This window comes from Pseudacidovorax sp. DMC4 (assembly GCF_056314265.1).
In genome coordinates this window covers 13,883-29,360 of the sequence record NZ_JBQUYR010000003.1, presented here as the reverse complement: position 1 = coordinate 29,360, position 15,478 = coordinate 13,883, and the positions used below count along the sequence as shown (strand labels likewise).

General features: G+C 67.1%; 16 protein-coding genes. 6 read left to right on the top strand and 10 right to left on the bottom strand.

Annotated elements, in window-relative coordinates; genetic code table 11:
* Window positions 1-7: 7 nt before the first annotated feature.
* Window positions 8-628 (bottom strand): LysE family translocator, encoded by a 621-nt coding sequence (locus ACT54X_RS06685; protein ID WP_294370334.1) that lies wholly within the window; start codon window positions 626-628, stop codon window positions 8-10.
* 113 nt (window positions 629-741) lie between these two features.
* Between ACT54X_RS06685 and ACT54X_RS06680 the strand changes: the two genes are divergently transcribed.
* The gene (locus ACT54X_RS06680; protein ID WP_294370335.1) at window positions 742-1,215 is read left to right on the top strand and encodes an Lrp/AsnC family transcriptional regulator; all 474 of its coding nucleotides are present in this window, start codon (window positions 742-744) and stop codon (window positions 1,213-1,215) included.
* Between the two features lie 58 nt (window positions 1,216-1,273).
* On the opposite strand, the gene ACT54X_RS06675 is transcribed toward ACT54X_RS06680, so the two are convergent.
* Window positions 1,274-2,215, bottom strand: coding sequence for an SDR family oxidoreductase (locus tag ACT54X_RS06675; protein ID WP_294370336.1), 942 nt, complete (start codon window positions 2,213-2,215; stop codon window positions 1,274-1,276).
* A gap of 85 nt (window positions 2,216-2,300) precedes the next feature.
* On the opposite strand from ACT54X_RS06675, the gene ACT54X_RS06670 reads away from it, so the two are divergent.
* Together ACT54X_RS06670 and ACT54X_RS06665 are read left to right on the top strand one after the other, a co-directional pair.
* A complete protein-coding gene (locus ACT54X_RS06670) occupies window positions 2,301-3,350 on the top strand; it encodes a CDP-6-deoxy-delta-3,4-glucoseen reductase (RefSeq protein ID WP_294370338.1) in 1,050 nt (349 codons plus the stop codon).
* 79 nt (window positions 3,351-3,429) lie between these two features.
* Window positions 3,430-4,410: a Bug family tripartite tricarboxylate transporter substrate binding protein gene (locus tag ACT54X_RS06665; RefSeq protein ID WP_476345686.1), complete on the top strand. Its 981-nt coding sequence runs from the start codon at window positions 3,430-3,432 to the stop codon at window positions 4,408-4,410.
* 107 nt (window positions 4,411-4,517) lie between these two features.
* Here the strand turns inward: ACT54X_RS06665 and ACT54X_RS06660 are convergent, their stop codons facing one another.
* The 8 genes from ACT54X_RS06660 to ACT54X_RS06625 form a co-directional block, all read right to left on the bottom strand.
* Window positions 4,518-5,234, bottom strand: a complete 717-nt coding sequence (locus tag ACT54X_RS06660; protein WP_234194907.1) for an ABC transporter ATP-binding protein — start codon at window positions 5,232-5,234, stop codon at window positions 4,518-4,520.
* A gap of 10 nt (window positions 5,235-5,244) precedes the next feature.
* Complete coding sequence (locus tag ACT54X_RS06655; RefSeq protein WP_076508902.1) at window positions 5,245-6,015, bottom strand: ABC transporter ATP-binding protein; 771 nt, start codon at window positions 6,013-6,015, stop codon at window positions 5,245-5,247.
* A gap of 22 nt (window positions 6,016-6,037) precedes the next feature.
* Window positions 6,038-7,228, bottom strand: coding sequence for a branched-chain amino acid ABC transporter permease (locus tag ACT54X_RS06650; protein WP_476345684.1), 1,191 nt, complete (start codon window positions 7,226-7,228; stop codon window positions 6,038-6,040).
* Between the two features lie 16 nt (window positions 7,229-7,244).
* The gene (locus tag ACT54X_RS06645; protein WP_043118477.1) at window positions 7,245-8,174 is read right to left on the bottom strand and encodes a branched-chain amino acid ABC transporter permease; all 930 of its coding nucleotides are present in this window, start codon (window positions 8,172-8,174) and stop codon (window positions 7,245-7,247) included.
* 227 nt (window positions 8,175-8,401) lie between these two features.
* Window positions 8,402-9,709, bottom strand: a complete 1,308-nt coding sequence (locus tag ACT54X_RS06640) for a replication-associated recombination protein A (protein WP_476345682.1) — start codon at window positions 9,707-9,709, stop codon at window positions 8,402-8,404.
* A 29-nt stretch (window positions 9,710-9,738) separates the two neighbouring features.
* Complete coding sequence (gene lolA, locus ACT54X_RS06635; RefSeq protein WP_476345680.1) at window positions 9,739-10,371, bottom strand: outer membrane lipoprotein periplasmic chaperone LolA; 633 nt, start codon at window positions 10,369-10,371, stop codon at window positions 9,739-9,741.
* A 10-nt stretch (window positions 10,372-10,381) separates the two neighbouring features.
* Window positions 10,382-12,772 (bottom strand): DNA translocase FtsK, encoded by a 2,391-nt coding sequence (locus tag ACT54X_RS06630; protein WP_476345678.1) that lies wholly within the window; start codon window positions 12,770-12,772, stop codon window positions 10,382-10,384.
* Window positions 12,773-12,899: 127 nt separating this feature from the next.
* Window positions 12,900-13,574 (bottom strand): Crp/Fnr family transcriptional regulator, encoded by a 675-nt coding sequence (locus ACT54X_RS06625; RefSeq protein WP_017757252.1) that lies wholly within the window; start codon window positions 13,572-13,574, stop codon window positions 12,900-12,902.
* Between the two features lie 166 nt (window positions 13,575-13,740).
* Here ACT54X_RS06625 and trxB point away from each other — a divergent pair, with 166 nt between their 5' ends.
* From trxB to rpmG, 3 genes are all read left to right on the top strand, one after another.
* Window positions 13,741-14,700, top strand: a complete 960-nt coding sequence (gene trxB / locus ACT54X_RS06620; RefSeq protein ID WP_294370393.1) for a thioredoxin-disulfide reductase — start codon at window positions 13,741-13,743, stop codon at window positions 14,698-14,700.
* Between the two features lie 295 nt (window positions 14,701-14,995).
* Window positions 14,996-15,229, top strand: a complete 234-nt coding sequence (rpmB, locus tag ACT54X_RS06615; protein WP_043118471.1) for a 50S ribosomal protein L28 — start codon at window positions 14,996-14,998, stop codon at window positions 15,227-15,229.
* Between the two features lie 17 nt (window positions 15,230-15,246).
* Window positions 15,247-15,420, top strand: a complete 174-nt coding sequence (gene rpmG, locus ACT54X_RS06610) for a 50S ribosomal protein L33 (protein ID WP_017757249.1) — start codon at window positions 15,247-15,249, stop codon at window positions 15,418-15,420.
* The last annotated feature ends 58 nt before the right edge of the window (window positions 15,421-15,478 follow it).

The following is a 15,478-nucleotide window of genomic DNA, read 5'->3' as shown; positions in this document are numbered from 1 at the left end:
GCCTCGTTCATCGCAGCCCGACGGCCAGCCGCAGTCCCAGGCCGACCAGCACAAAGCCCGCCAGCCGTGCCGCCAGCCGGCGCGCGGCCGGCCGATGGACGAGCCGCCGCGCCACCTGGCGACCCAGCAGCACCAGCAGTCCCTGCCAGAACAGGCTCAGCACGGTCACGTGCAGCATCATGAGCGGCAGGGTGGCCGCCGAGGCGCCCGGCGCGATGAAGAGCGGGAAGAAGGCCACGAAGAACAGCATCACCTTGGGATTGGCCAGGCTGATGGCGAAGGCCCGCCAGGCATACGCGCGCGGGCTGCGTGGCACCTCGGTCGCGGTGGCCGTCACGCAAGCGGTCGAACGCAGCATGCCGCAGCCCATCCACAGCAGATAGCCCGCGCCCACCCGCTGCAGGGCACCGAAGAGCGCCGGACTCGCCTGCAGCAGCGCAGCAAGCCCCAGTGCGGCGCCGGCCATGAACAGCGCGTCGCCCGCCAACGTGCCCCCCACGCAGGCCATGCCGGCACGCACCCCGCCGCGCGCAGTGGCGTCGAGGATGGCGACGGTGCCCGCGCCCGGGACGGCCTGGAAAATCAGGATGGCGATGAGGAAGCTGCCGTAGTTCTGGATGTCGGCCATGGGAATCTCCGAGTCGGGTCGACAACGATCATCCGACGTCGGCGTCGGCAGTCCCAGCCGATATTTCCGGCACCAGGTTTGATTTCGCACTCCTTTTACGGCCCAATGCACCGATGGCCAGAACATCCACCGACCCGCTCGACGACACCGCCTGGCTGCTGCTCGGCGCCTTGCAGCAGGAAGGCCGCGCGCCGCTGAAGAGCCTGGCCGAGCAGGCCGGCCTTTCCGTCGCCGCCACGGCGGAACGGCTCAGGCGCCTGCAGGAGTCCGGCGTGGTGCGACGCATCGGCGCCGAGCTGGAGCCGGCGCTCGCTGGTTACCCGGTCAAGGCGATGGTGGGCATCACGGTCCATCAGCCGGGCAAGAAGGCCTTCCTGGAGCGGCTGCGCACCGCCGCGGAAGTGCTGGAGTGCCATCACGTGGCGGGCGCCGACTCCTACCTGATGACCGTGGTCGCGCCCAGCCTGCCCGAGCTCGAACGCTTCCTGGGCACGATCAACGGCTATGGCGAGACGCGGACCTCGATCGTGTTCTCCACGCCCATCGAGCGCCGCGGCCTGGTGCCGGTGGGCAGCCGGCGCGCGTGACCGATCCGCGGCAGGCGAACCATGGCGGCGTCCCTGTCCAGTGCGCCGCCTGCGAAAGCTACGAGGCGCTGCCCTGGAGGCCCCGGGCCACGTCGGGCCAGGCCAGCCGCACCCGCAGTTCCTGCTTGAGCCGCCGGTTTCGCAGCCGCCGCGACTCACTCATGAAGCTCATCTGCATGGGCGACAGCTGCGCGACCGCCTCGGTACGCGACAGCCGCGGCGGCCGGGGCAGGCCAAAGAGGTCTGCCGCCAGGTCGAAGTACTCGCCCATGCGCAACTGCGTGTCGTCGCTCGCGTGGTAGACGCGCTGCGGCCGGCCCCGGAAGAGCCCGGCAATGCAGGCGCGCGCCAGGTCGTCGGCATGGATGTGGTTCGTGTAGACGTCGTCTTCCGCGCGCAGGGCGGGCGTGCCGCGCAGCAGGCGCTCGCGCGGCGTGCCCGCTGGCCGGTCGGGCGCATAGATGCCCGGGATGCGCAGGATGCTGGCGCGCAGGCCGCGCGTGCCGGCCTCGCGCACCGCACGTTCCGCATCGACGCGACGCCGGCCGCGTGCCGTGGCGGGCGCGACCGGACGGGTCTCGTCGATCCAGTCACCGCCGCAATCGCCGTACACGCCGGTGGTGGAGCCGTAGACCAGCACGTCCGGCGCGGCCACCGCGCCGCTTCGGGCCAACGCCTGCAGCAGCGCGCGGGTGCGGCTGTCGCGGTCGTCACCCGCCCCGGACTCGCGCGGCGGCGGCGCCAAATGGAGCACACGGGGCGCCAGCCCAGCCAGGCGGCGCAGCGTGGCAGGCCGGTCCAGGTCGCCCACCAGCGGAACGGCGCCCGCCGCGCGCAGGGCCGGCACCCGCTCGGGCGAGGAGGTCAGTGCCAGCACGCGCATCCGCCCGCCGAGCTGGCGCAGCGCCCGCTGGCCCACGTCGCCGCAGCCGACGACGAGCAGCCGCATGCGGCGGAAGCGCGCCGGCAGCGCACCGAGGGGAAGACGGTTTGAAGGCAAAATCGAACGCTTTCCGCAGTCTTGACCGGCCGCGCCCGCCCCACGCGGCGCCAGCGCCGGCACAACCCCCGAAGAATACCCACCCATGTCCGACACCGTGTTCTCCGTGAGCGTGGAGCCCAGTGGCCGCCGCTTCGACGCCGAGGCCGGCGAATCCATCCTGTCCGCCGGCATCCGCCAGGGCATCGGCCTGCCCTACGGCTGCAAGGACGGCGCCTGCGGCTCCTGCAAGTGCAAGAAGCTCTCGGGCGAAGTGACGATGGAGGCCTACCAGTCCAAGGCCCTCAGCGCCGAGGAAGCCGCCGCCGGCTACATCCTGACCTGCCGCGCCCATGCCACCAGCGATGTGGTGCTCGAATCGCGTCAGGTGGTCGATGCCGACGCCTTCCCCATCCGCAAGATGCCCGTGCGGGTGCAGACACTGGTGCGCCTGTCGCACGACGTGATGCAGCTGCGCCTGCAGTTGCCGGCCGGCGAGCCGATGAAGTTCCATGCCGGGCAGTACGTCGAATTCCTGCTGCGCGACGGCGCGCGGCGCAGCTACTCGATGGCCAATGCGCCGCACACGCTGGCCGAGCCGGGCACGGGCATCGAGCTGCACATCCGCCACATGCCGGGCGGCAAGTTCACCGACCATGTGTTCGGCGCGATGAAAGAGAAGGAGATCCTTCGCGTCGAAGGCCCCTACGGCAGCTTCTTCCTGCGCGAAGACAGCACCAAGCCCATCGTGCTGCTCGCTTCGGGCACCGGCTTCGCGCCCATCAAGGCGCTGATCGAGCACATGAAGTTCAAGCGCATCGAGCGGCCCGCCACGCTGTACTGGGGCGGCCGCCGGCCGCAGGACCTGTACATGGACGGCTGGATCCGCGAGCAGCTGGCCGAGATGCCGCAGCTGCGCTATGTGCCGGTGGTGAGCAATGCCGTGCCCGAGGACAACTGGACCGGTCGCACCGGCTTCGTCCACCAGGCAGTGCTCGAGGACACGCCCGACCTCTCCGGCCACCAGGTGTATGCCTGCGGCGCGCCGGTGGTCGTGCAGTCGGCACAGCGCGACTATGTGGCCCAGGGCGGACTGCCCGAAGAGGAATTCTTCGCCGACGCCTTCACCTCCGAGGCGGACAAGGCTGCACCCTGAGCGCCTGCTCCGCCGCATGCCGCGCCTGCCGTCGACCGACGGCAGGCGGCCTTCCGATCCCAAGACAACCAGAGACACCATGACCCGCCTGATCACCCGACGCCCCGTGCTCTCCCTGCTGGCCGCCAGCGCCGCTCTGCCCTTCGCGGCGCGCGCCGACAGCCGGCCGATCCGCCTGGTGGTGCCCTATGCCGCGGGCGGTCCCATCGATGTGACCGCACGTGCCCTGGCCGAGCGGGCCAAGGACGCATTTGGCGGCCCGATCATCATCGACAACAAGCCGGGCGCGGGCGGCAACATCGGCGCCGACATGGTGGCCAAGGCGCAACCCGACGGCCTGACCATCGGCATCGCCGCCACGGCGACGAACGCGGTCAATCCCTGGCTCTACAGCCGCATGCCCTACAACGCGGCCACCGACTTCGCGCCCATCACCCAGATGGTGCGAGTGCCCAACGTGCTGGTGATGAATGCCGAGACGGCACAGCGCCTGAAGATCAACAGCCTCAAGGACCTGATCGCCTACGCCAAGGCCAACCCGGCCAAGCTGAACTACGGCAGCGGCGGCAACGGCAGCGCCGGCCACCTGGCGGGAGAGATGTTCAAGAAGGCGGCGGGCATCTTCGCCGTGCACATCCCCTACAACGGCGGCAATCCGGCCCAGTTGGCGCTGCTGAGTGGCCAGGTCGACTTCAACTTCGACAACCTGGCCACGGCCGCGCCCAACATCCGGGGCGGCAAGCTCAAGGCCCTGGCCGTGACCACGCTGCAGCGCAGCCCCTTCCTGCCGGAGGTGCCGCCGGTGGCGGACACGCTCAAGGGCTTTGCCATCGACACTTGGTGGGGCCTGGTGGCGCCGGCCGGCACGCCGCGCGACATGATCGACCGGCTGAACCAGGCCTTCGTCGGCGCGCTGAACGCGCCCGAGACCAAGACCCGCTTCGCCGCCCTCTTTGCCGAGCCGGTGCCGACCACACCGGAGCAGTTCGGTGCCTTCATGAAGAGCGAACTGGCCAAATACGAGCAGGTGGTGAAGGCCACGGGCGCGAAGGTGGACTGAGCGCCTGCCGCCGCCCCGGCGGTGCGCCTCCAAAGCAGAACGGGCCGGCGAAAGCGCGGCCCGTTTTCTTTTCCTGGCTGTGGCGGCCCACAGGGCCGCCTGCCACGTCACTCGCCCAGGTAGGCCGCGCGCACCTTGGGGTCGCTCAGCATCACCTTGGCGTCACCATCCATGGTGATCAGGCCCGACTCCATCACATAGCCACGGTCGGCGATCTGCAGCGCGCGACTGGCGTTCTGCTCCACCAGCAGCACCGTGACGCCCTGGTCGTAGACCTGCTTGACCACCTCGAAGATCTTGTCGCACATGATGGGCGACAGGCCCATGGTGGGCTCGTCCAGCAACAGCACCTTGGGCCGCGCCATCAGCGCACGGCCCATCGCCAGCATCTGCTGCTCGCCGCCGGACATGGTGCCCGCCAGCTGCGTGGCGCGCTCCTTCAGCCGTGGGAACGTGGTGAAGACGCGGTCGATGTCCTGCGCGATGCCGGCCTTGTCGTTGCGCGTGTAGGCGCCGATCTGCAGGTTCTCGGTGATCGTCATGCGGGTGAACACGCCACGGCCTTCTGGCACCATCACCAGACCTTCCTTGACCAGGTCCCAGGCGCCACGGCCCTTGATGGACTTGCCCATGAACTCGATCTCGCCAGCCAGCGCCGGCAGCGTGCCGGTGATGGCCTTCATGGTGGTGGTCTTGCCGGCGCCGTTGGAGCCGATCAGCGAGACCAGCTCGCCTTCGCGCACCTCGAAGTCCACGCCCTTGACGGCCTGGATGCCGCCGTACGCGACCTTCAGGCCGCTCACTTTCAACAGAGTCTGTGCCATGCGCGGCCTTTCAGTGTCCACCGGTGCCGAGGTAGGCCTCGATCACCTTCTCGTTCTTCTGCACCTCGGCCGGCGTGCCTTCGGCGATCTGCTTGCCGTAGTCGAGCACCGTGACGCGGTCGCACAGGCCCATGATGAGCTTCACGTCGTGCTCGATGATGAGCACCGTGCGGCTGTCCTTGCGGATGCGGTCGATCAGTTCGCGCAACTGCACCTTTTCGGTGGCGTTCATGCCGGCGGCGGGTTCGTCCAGGGCAATAAGTTGCGGATCGGTCGCCAGCGCCCGGGCGATCTCGAGGCGGCGCTGGTCGCCGTAGCTCAGCGTGCGGGCCTTGAAGTCGGCGTACTTGCCCACGCCCACATAGTCGAGCAGCTCGCGTGCGCGATCGGCGATGGCCCGCTCTTCGGCCTTGAAGCCCGAGGTGCGGAAGATGGCGCCGAACACGCCCGAATGCGTGCGCACGTGGCGGCCGACCATCACGTTCTCCAGCGCCGTCATCTCGGCGAAGAGACGGATGTTCTGGAAGGTGCGCGCGATGCCGGCCTTGGCCACTTCGTGCACCGCCGTGGGCTGGTAGGGCTTGCCGGCCAGCTCGAAGCTGCCGCTGTCCGGCGTGTACAGCCCGGTGATGACGTTGAAGAAGGTGGTCTTGCCCGCGCCGTTGGGGCCGATCAGGCCATAGACCTGGCCGCGCTCGATGCGGATGCCCACGTCCGACAGGGCCTGCAGCCCGCCGAAGCGCTTGGAGATGCCCTTCACGTGAAGGATGGTGTCTGCCATGGGAGGAGTCCTTTCCGTCGGCTCAGGGGTTGATGGACATCGGCCGGCTGGCGCCACCAGGCACCTCTTCGGCCGGCGTGTCGATGCCAGGCGTGACAGCCTGGGCCGAGCCGGCGATCGGATCGGGCGCACGCGGCGTGGTCTTGAGCGACTTGCCATGCTCCGGCGACGGCCACAGGCCGCGCGGACGCACCAGCATGATCAGGATCATGGCCAGCGCGATGAAGAGCTGGCGCAGGATGGAGGCATCCAGCCGGCCATCGGTCATGTCCTGCAGCGGACCGGCAACATAGCGCAGCACCTCGGGCAGAGCCGCCAGCAGCACGGCGCCCAGGATCACGCCGGGCAGGTGGCCGATGCCGCCGAGCACCACCATCGAGACGATCATCACCGACTCCATCAGGCTGAAGGACTCGGGCGAAACGAAGCCCTGGAAGGCGGCGAACATGGCACCCGAGACGCCGCCGAAGCTCGCACCCATGCCGAATGCCAGCAGCTTCATGTTGCGGGTGTTGATGCCCATGGCCTTGGCGGCGATCTCGTCCTCGCGGATCGCCATCCAGCCACGGCCCACGCGCGAGTTCTGCAGGCGGTGCGACAGGATGACGGTGAAGATGACCAGCACCAGGAACAGGTAGTAGTACAACGACACCGAAGAGATGGTGTAGTCGCCGATCTTCAGCGGCCGGCCCAGGTTCAGGCCGAAGATCCTGATCGGATCGATGCTGCTGATGCCCTTGGGACCGTTGGTGATGTTGTAGGGATGGTCCAGCGTGTTCATGAACACGCGGATGATTTCGCCGAAGCCCAGCGTCACGATGGCCAGGTAATCGCCGCGCAGCTTGAGCGTGGGCGCACCGAGCAGTGCGCCGAAGATGCCCGCCAGCACCAGCGCCGCCGGAATCACGAGGATCAGCGAGGTGTGGAATCCGTTCGGGAACATGGCCTGCAGCGCCGGGAAGGAATCGGTCAGCTGCGTGGAGCCGAGCAGCGCATACAGGTACGCGCCGATGGCGAAGAAGGCGACGTAGCCCAGGTCCAGCAGGCCGGCGTAGCCCACCACGATGTTCAGGCCCAGGGCCAGCATCACGTAGAGCAGCGCGATGTCGACGATGCGCACCCAGGCATTGCCCTGCGTCTGCAGCAGCAATGGGAAGGCCAGCAGCGCGACGGCGGCGATCAGGAATACGACGAGGTTCTTGGAATTCTTCATGGAGCCTCCTTGGCCGTCAGGCCCGGTCCGCCACGCGTTCGCCGAGCAGGCCGGACGGCCGCACGGTCAGCGTGATGATGAGGATGATGAAGGCGAAGATGTCGCTGTGCTGGCTGCCCAGCACGCCGCCGGTGACGTCGGACAGGTAGCCCGCGCCCACGGCCTCGATCACGCCCAGCAGCAGGCCGCCCACCACGGCGCCCGCCAGGTTGCCGATGCCGCCGAACACGGCCGCCGTGAAGGCCTTGAGGCCGGGAATGAAGCCCATGGCGTGCTGCGCGATGCCATAGTTGGAGGCATACATGACACCCGCGATGGCCGCCAGCACGGCACCGATGATGAAGGTGGCCGAGATGACCGTGTCGGGCCGGATGCCCATGAGCGCGGCCACGCGCGGGTTCTCGGCGGTGGCCCGCATGGCGCGGCCGAGCCGCGTGTAGTTGACCAGCCAGGTCAGCACCGCCAGCGAGATCGCGGTGACCACCAGGATCATGATCTGCGTCGGCGAGATGGCCGCCCCCGCGATGTGCACCGAGTCGCTGGGCAGCAGCGTCGGATAGGCCTTGTTGGTCGGCCGCCAGATGATCATGGCCAGCGTCTGCAGCAGGATCGACATGCCGATGGCCGTGATCAGCGGGGCCAATTTGGGACTGTTGCGCAGCGGCCGGTAGGCGACCTTCTCGATGGTGAAGTTGAGGGTGGCCGCCACCACGCAGGCGATCAGGGTGGCCAGGATCAGGATGATCCAGCCGGGGGTGCCCGGCATGGCCGACTGCATCCAGCCGATGATGGTCCAGCTGGTCAATGCGCCGACCATGAGGACCTCGCCGTGGGCGAAATTGATGAGGTTGATGATGCCGTACACCATGGTGTAGCCGAGGGCTATCAGGGCGTACATGCTGCCGAGAACCAGACCATTGATGATCTGCTGCAGCAATATTTCCATAAAGAGAGGTCCCTTTTGTTATGCGTCCCGGTGAGGACGCCTTCTGCCAAGCCGGAGCACCGGATTGGCGCCGTGGTTCAGGTAGCAAAAAACCCGCCAGCATGGGTGGGAGGCGGGTTGAAGTGGGCGGGATTGTAGACACGGCCCCGCGCCAATCTGGTGCAGGCGGCGTGGGGGTTTTCCGCAAGCCTGGAGTGGCTCGACGGAGCGCCGACGTCAGGCCGGTGTCAGCCCTCGCGGGCCTGTTCGTCCAGTTGCCGCAGGTGGGCGAGCTTGTCGGCGATCTTCGTTTCGAGCCCACGCGGCACGGGCTGGTACCAACGGGGTTCGGCCATGCCCTCGGGCAAATAGGTCTCGCCGGCCGCATAGGCTTCGGGCTCGTCGTGCGCGTAGCGGTAGGCCTTGCCGTGGCCCAGGGACTTCATCAGCTTGGTGGGCGCGTTGCGCAGATGAATGGGCACTTCGCGCGACTTGTCCTGCCGCACGAAGGCCCGCGCCTGGTTGTAGGCGTTGTAGCCCGCGTTGCTCTTGGGCGCGATCGCCAGGTAGATGACGGCCTGGGCCAGGGCCAGGTCGCCTTCGGGCGAGCCGAGCCGCTCGAAGGTGGTGGCGGCATCGTTGGCCACCTGCATCGCGCGCGGGTCGGCCAGGCCGATGTCCTCCCAGGCCATGCGGACGATGCGCCGCGAGAGGTAGCGTGCATCGGCACCGCCGTCGAGCATGCGCGTAAGCCAGTACAGCGCCGCATCGGGATGTGAGCCGCGTACCGACTTGTGCAGGGCGGAGATCTGGTCGTAGAAGTTGTCGCCGCCCTTGTCGAACCGCCGGGCGTTGAGCGTGAGCGCGCTCTGCAGGAACTCGGGTTTCACTTCCTCCACCCCGGCGGCACGCGCCGCGGTGTCGGTCTGCTCCAGCAGGTTAAGCATGCGGCGCGCATCGCCGTCGGCATAGCCCACCAGCGTGTCGACGGCGGCATCGCTCAAAGCCAGGTGGGTCAGCACCTTCTCCTGCGCACGGCGAACCAGTTGACGGAGTTCGTCCTCGCTGAGGGACTGAAGCGTGTAGACCTGGGCCCGCGACAGCAGCGCGGAGTTGACCTCGAAGGACGGGTTCTCGGTGGTGGCGCCGACGAAGGTGACCAGCCCCGATTCGACGAAGGGCAGCAGGCCGTCCTGCTGGCTCTTGTTGAAGCGGTGGATCTCGTCGACGAAGAGGATGGTCTTGCGGCCCAGCGCCAAGTGCTGCTCGGCCCGCTCCATGGCGGCGCGGATGTCCTTGACGCCCGAGAACACGGCCGACAGCGCAATGAACTCGTAGCCGAAGGCCTTGGCTGTGAGCCGCGCCAACGTGGTCTTGCCCACGCCGGGCGGACCCCACAGGATCATGGAATGCGGCTTGCCCGATTCGAAGGCCAGCCTCAGCGGGCGGCCGGGGCCGATCAGGTGGCTCTGGCCGATGACCTCGTCGAGGCTGGCAGGGCGCAGTGCCTCGGCAAGGGGCGCCGCAGGCGAAGGGGAATCAAACAGATCGGCCATGCGCCGATTGTCCGACCGTCAGCGCGGCCTCACTGCCGGACGACGTCGGCACCCGCGGGCGGCTTGAACTGGAAGCTGCCGACGGGCAGCGAAGGATTGACCTGCACGTTGGAAAAGCGCAGCACCGAGCGCTGGCCGAAGGCGTCCAGGATATCGAGGGCCGCCAGCGCATCGCCCTGAAAGCCGATCTCCACGCTCTGCAGTTGCGCATCGCGTGACTTGGGCGTGGCCTTGACCCATTGCAGGCCGTCGCGCGCCGGCGCATCGGCCAGGGTGAAGTCAGCCTCCAGCGCACGCAGGTCGGCAGCCGAGGCGATCAGCGCCGCTGGCGTGGAGCCCAGGGCCTGGGCCTGCGGGCGCTGCGTCACCTGGTTGAGGTCGGCGTCATAGAGCCACAGCGTCTTGCCGTCGGCCACGATGGTCTGCGCAAAGGGCTTGCGGTATTCGAAGCGGAATTGGCCGGGCCGCTGGAACTCGAAGGTGCCGGTGGACGTCTTGGCGCGCATGGGCTGACCGTCCTTCGGGGGGGCGGTCACCGTCTGTGTGAAGTCGGCCTTGCCGGAGCGCGCGCTTTTCAGAAACGCACCCAGGCTGTCCAAACCACCGGCCCACGCGCCACATGCCATGGCCGCGAAGACACAGCCCACCATCAACTTCCGCATTCCGTTCCTTTCACTCGCTGCGCGCCGGCACGAGGATCTCGCGCTGGCCCGCACCGCTCATCGCACTGACCAAGCCCGCGTTCTCCATGTCCTCGACCAGCCGCGCCGCGCGGTTGTAGCCAATCTTGAGGTGGCGCTGCACCAGCGAAATGCTGGCCTTGCGGTGCTTGAGGACGACTTCGACCGCCTGGTCGTACATCGGATCTTTCTCGCCGCCGGCATCGCCGCCCTCACCCATCGGACCATCGTCGCCATCCACAGTTCCGCCTTCGAGCACGCCGTCGATGTAGTCGGGCTCGCCCTGGCTCTTGAGGTAGGCCACCACGCGGTGCACCTCGTCGTCGCTGACGAAGGCGCCGTGCACACGGATGGGCAAGCCGGTGCCGCTCGGCATGTAGAGCATGTCGCCCATGCCCAGCAACGCCTCGGCGCCCATCTGGTCAAGGATGGTCCGGCTGTCGATCTTGCTGCTGACCTGGAAGGCGATGCGTGTAGGAATGTTGGCCTTGATCAGGCCGGTGATCACGTCGACGCTGGGTCGCTGCGTGGCGAGGATCAGGTGGATGCCGGCCGCCCGGGCCTTCTGCGCCAGGCGGGCGATCAGCTCTTCGATCTTCTTGCCGACCACCATCATCAGGTCGGCCAGTTCGTCGATCACGACCACGATGTGCGGCTCGCGGCGCAGCGGCTCGGGATCGTCCGGCGTCAGGCTGAACGGGTTGTAGATGAACTCCTCGCGCGACTTGGCCTCGTCGATCTTGGCGTTGTAGCCCGCCAGGTTGCGCACGCCCAGCTTGGACATGAGCTTATAGCGTCGCTCCATCTCGGCCACGCACCAGTTGAGGCCGTGGGCCGCCTGCTTCATGTCGGTGACCACCGGCGCCAGCAGGTGCGGAATGCCTTCGTAGACCGACATCTCCAGCATCTTGGGGTCGATCATGAGCACGCGCACGTCGCTCGCTTCGGCCTTGTAGAGCAGCGACAGGATCATCGCGTTGATGCCCACCGACTTGCCCGAGCCCGTGGTACCGGCCACGAGCACGTGCGGCATCTTGGCCAGGTCGGCCACCACGGGATTGCCGATGATGTCCTTGCCCAGGCCGATGGTCAGCATCGACTTGGCCTCGTGGTAGACCTGCGAGCCGAGGATCTCCGACAGGCGGATCGACTGCCGCTTGGCATTGGGCAGTTCCAGCGCCATGTAGTTCTTGCCCGGGATCGTCTCGATCACGCGGATGGACACCAGCGACAGCGAGCGCGCCAGGTCCTTGGCCAAGTTGACGATCTGCGAGCCCTTCACGCCGGTGGCGGGCTCGATCTCGTAACGCGTGATGACCGGGCCCGGCGAGGCCAGCACCACGCGCACCTCGACGCCGAAGTCCTTGAGCTTCTTCTCGATCAGGCGGGATGTCATCTCCAGCGTCTCGGGCGACACCGTCTCCTGGCGGCCGGCGGCGGCGTCGAGCAGGTCCACCTGCGGCAGCTTGCTGTCGGGCAGTTCCTTGAACAGCGGCTTCTGGCGCTCCTTGACCACGCGCTCGCTCTTGGGCACGTCGGCCACGGCAGGTTCGATCTGCACGGGTGCTGCCTTCTCCCGTCGGCGCGGCGCGGGCGGCGGCACGTCGTCGAATGCAGGCTCCCTGTCGTCGGAAGGTGACGGCGCATCGCGGTCGTGGGCCGCCACCTCTTCACGTTCACGGCGCGCCTTCCGGCCCATGGCCAGGTCCTGCGCGAGTTCGCGCTTTTCGCGACCCCGCTCGAAGAGCGAATAGAGGCGCGCGCCAATCGCCTCGGCCACCTGGGCCCAGGAGAAACGGAAGACGAGGGCGGAGCCGATCACACCCGCCGCAATGGCCACCAACGCGGAGCCCGTGAACCCCAACCAGCGCACACCGGCCGGCCCCACGAGGTAACCCAGCACACCGCCGCCATGCCCGGGCAGCCGGAACTCCAGGCGATAGAGCCGCGACCATTCAAGCATGGCGCTGGCCACCAGCAGCAGGACCAACCCCAGCCAGAACATGAGCCGGCTGCGGTTCAGGCGCGGCAGTTCGGGCTCGCCCTGCGGCCGACCACCGCGCAGCCACTGCGCAAGGGACGACAGCCAGACGCGCACCGACGCCGCGAATGCCCACCAAATCGAATAACCGGCCAGGTAGTAGCTGGCGTCGGCCAGCCATGCCCCCAGCGCGCCGCCCCAGTTCTTGACGACGCCACCTGTACCGGACGTGGACCACGCCGCATCGGACGGCGTGTAGCTGAGCATCGCGAGCAGCCAGAACAGCATGAGGGCAAAGCCCGCGACGAGCGAGATTTCATGCGCGAAGCGCAAGGCGCGCTGGCGCACGGGCGGCACTTCTGGCGCCGCCGTGTTGTGAAGTGTGTGCAAGGAATAGGTCATGGACGCAGACACGCACGGCCACGCCGCGCGCAATGCGCAAGCCTAAACCATCTTGGGCCGGACACACCGCAGGCAGGCTTCGGGGCGGGCCCGTCGGCGCAGCGCCGCGCGGCCGGATACCGCGGACTCAGCCCAGCGCGGACAGCCGGTCCTTGACCAGCATCGAGCCGTCCGGCTGCGTCTGCACAAAGCCGCGCTCCTCCAGGTCCTTCATGACGCGGCTGACCATCTCGCGCGACGCGCCCACCATCTTGGCCAGGTCCTGTCGCGAGATCCGCTCCCGGACCACGAAGTTGCCGGCACCGTCCTCGGTGACGAAATCCATCAGCGCACGCGCCACGCGGCCGTAGACATCCATTAGTGCCAGCGACTCGATCTTTCGATCCGCATGGCGTAGGCGCCGGACCAGCCCGCGCATGATGTTGTAGGACATGGAGGAACTGTCCGGCAGGCAACGCGAGAATGCCTCGCGGCCGAGGACGAGCACGTCCGTCTGGACGTCGGCACGCACCGTGGCCGAATGCGGCTCGTCGTCGATGAGACTCATCTCGCCGATGTAGTCGCCGGACTGAAGAGTTGCCAGGATCACCTCTCGACCGCGGCTGTCCGCACTGAGCACCCGGGCCCGGCCGGCCAGGATGATGTAAAGGGCATTCGTCTTCTTGCCCTGTTCCACGATGAGTTCGCCGCGCTTGAAGCGCCGCTTGACGATCGCATCGGCAATGTTCGCCGCCTGAGAAGGCGTGAGCGCGGCAAAGAGCGGCACCCGGCGAAGCAGTTCCAGGTTCGAAAGCATCGACATCTATTTCCTCCCTGTGCCGCGCCCTTCGAGGGACGCAGCATCAATAAATACAATCACGCACATAAGAAGAGCGCTCCGCATGCATTGAACCTGAACAGGATACTGACGTCCCACCGGTGACCCAATGTACACGCGGTCCCCCGTTCACCATTCAGGCTCGCAGTTTATGACCACTCCCTTGCATACCCAGGTCCTCATTCTGGGCTCCGGCCCCGCCGGCTATACCGCCGCCATCTACGCCGCCCGTGCCAATCTCAAGCCTTTGCTCGTTACGGGCCTGGCTCAGGGCGGGCAGTTGATGACCACGACCGAAGTCGACAACTGGCCTGCCGATGTGCACGGCGTTCAAGGGCCGGAGCTGATGCAGCGCTTCCTGGAACATGCCGAACGCTTCAACACGCAGATCGTGTTCGACCACATCAACAAGGTCGACCTGAGCAAGCGCCCGTTCACGCTGACGGGCGACAGCGGCACCTACACCTGCGATGCGCTGATCATCGCCACCGGCGCCTCGGCCAAGTACCTGGGTCTGCCGTCGGAAGAGAAGTTCATGGGCCGCGGCGTCTCAGCCTGCGCCACCTGCGACGGCTTCTTCTACCGCGAGCAGGACGTCTGTGTGATCGGCGGCGGCAACACCGCCGTGGAAGAGGCGCTCTACCTGTCGAATATCGCGCGCCAGGTCACGCTGGTCCACCGCCGCGACAAGTTCCGCGCAGAGCCCATCCTCATCGACAAGGTTCACGAGAAGGTCAAGGAAGGCAAGATCGTGCTCGAACTGCACAGCGAACTGGACGAGGTGGTGGGCGACGACAGTGGCGTCACCGGCATCCGGCTGCGCAACGTCCAGTCCGGGGACAAAAAGCAACTCGACCTCAAGGGCTGTTTCATCGCCATCGGCCACCATCCCAATACCGATCTGTTCCAGGGGCAGATCGAGCTCAAGGACAACTACATCGTCACCCGCTCCGGCCTGAACGGCTTTGCCACCATGACCAGCGTGCCGGGTGTCTTCGCCGCAGGCGACGTCCAGGACCATGTGTACAGGCAGGCCATCACCAGCGCTGGCACCGGGTGCATGGCTGCGCTTGATGCGCAACGGTTCCTGGAACAGGAAAGTACCGCCTGACCGAGCATTCAGAGAGGCGGGACCGCTTCAACGGCTTGAAACCGGAGTCCCTTGCAGTACAGCCGCGCCTCGCGGTTCGCCTTGTGTTTGCGGAGCCGGCGCACCGGGCCGTGGACAAAACTCCGCCACCCTTCATATAATCGTTGGCTTTGCCGCTTGAGCGCCCCGGCGTGCGAGCGGCATCCGGGCCACCGCCACCCGTTTTCTGGCGAGGTCAAGCCGATCCACCCCACGGTCTGTGCGTCACGCGCAGACCGCAGCGTCTGGTGACGGCTGTTCATGAAAGAGTGTCCTCATGGCACGCGTATGTGAAGTCACGGGCAAGGGCCCGATGGTCGGGAACAACGTTTCCCACGCCAACAACAAAACCAAGCGCCGGTTCATGCCGAACCTGCAATACCGTCGTTTCTGGGTTGAGAGCGAAAACCGCTGGGTGCGTCTGCGCGTCTCCAGCGCCGCCCTGCGCCTGATCGACAAGAACGGCATCGACGCCGTGCTCGCAGACATGCGCGCACGCGGCCAAGCCTGAGCTGAAAGGAGCACACCATGGCAACGAGCAAAGGCGGACGCGAAAAGATCAAGCTGGAGTCCACCGCGGGCACCGGCCACTTCTACACCACCAGCAAGAACAAGAAGACGACGCCTGAAAAGATGTTGATCATGAAGTTCGACCCCAAGGCGCGCAAGCACGTCGAATACAAGGAAGTGAAGCTGAAGTAATTCGGCTCACGCGATCTGCAAGAACCCGCTGCGATCCAGCGGGTTTTTTGTTGCGCGC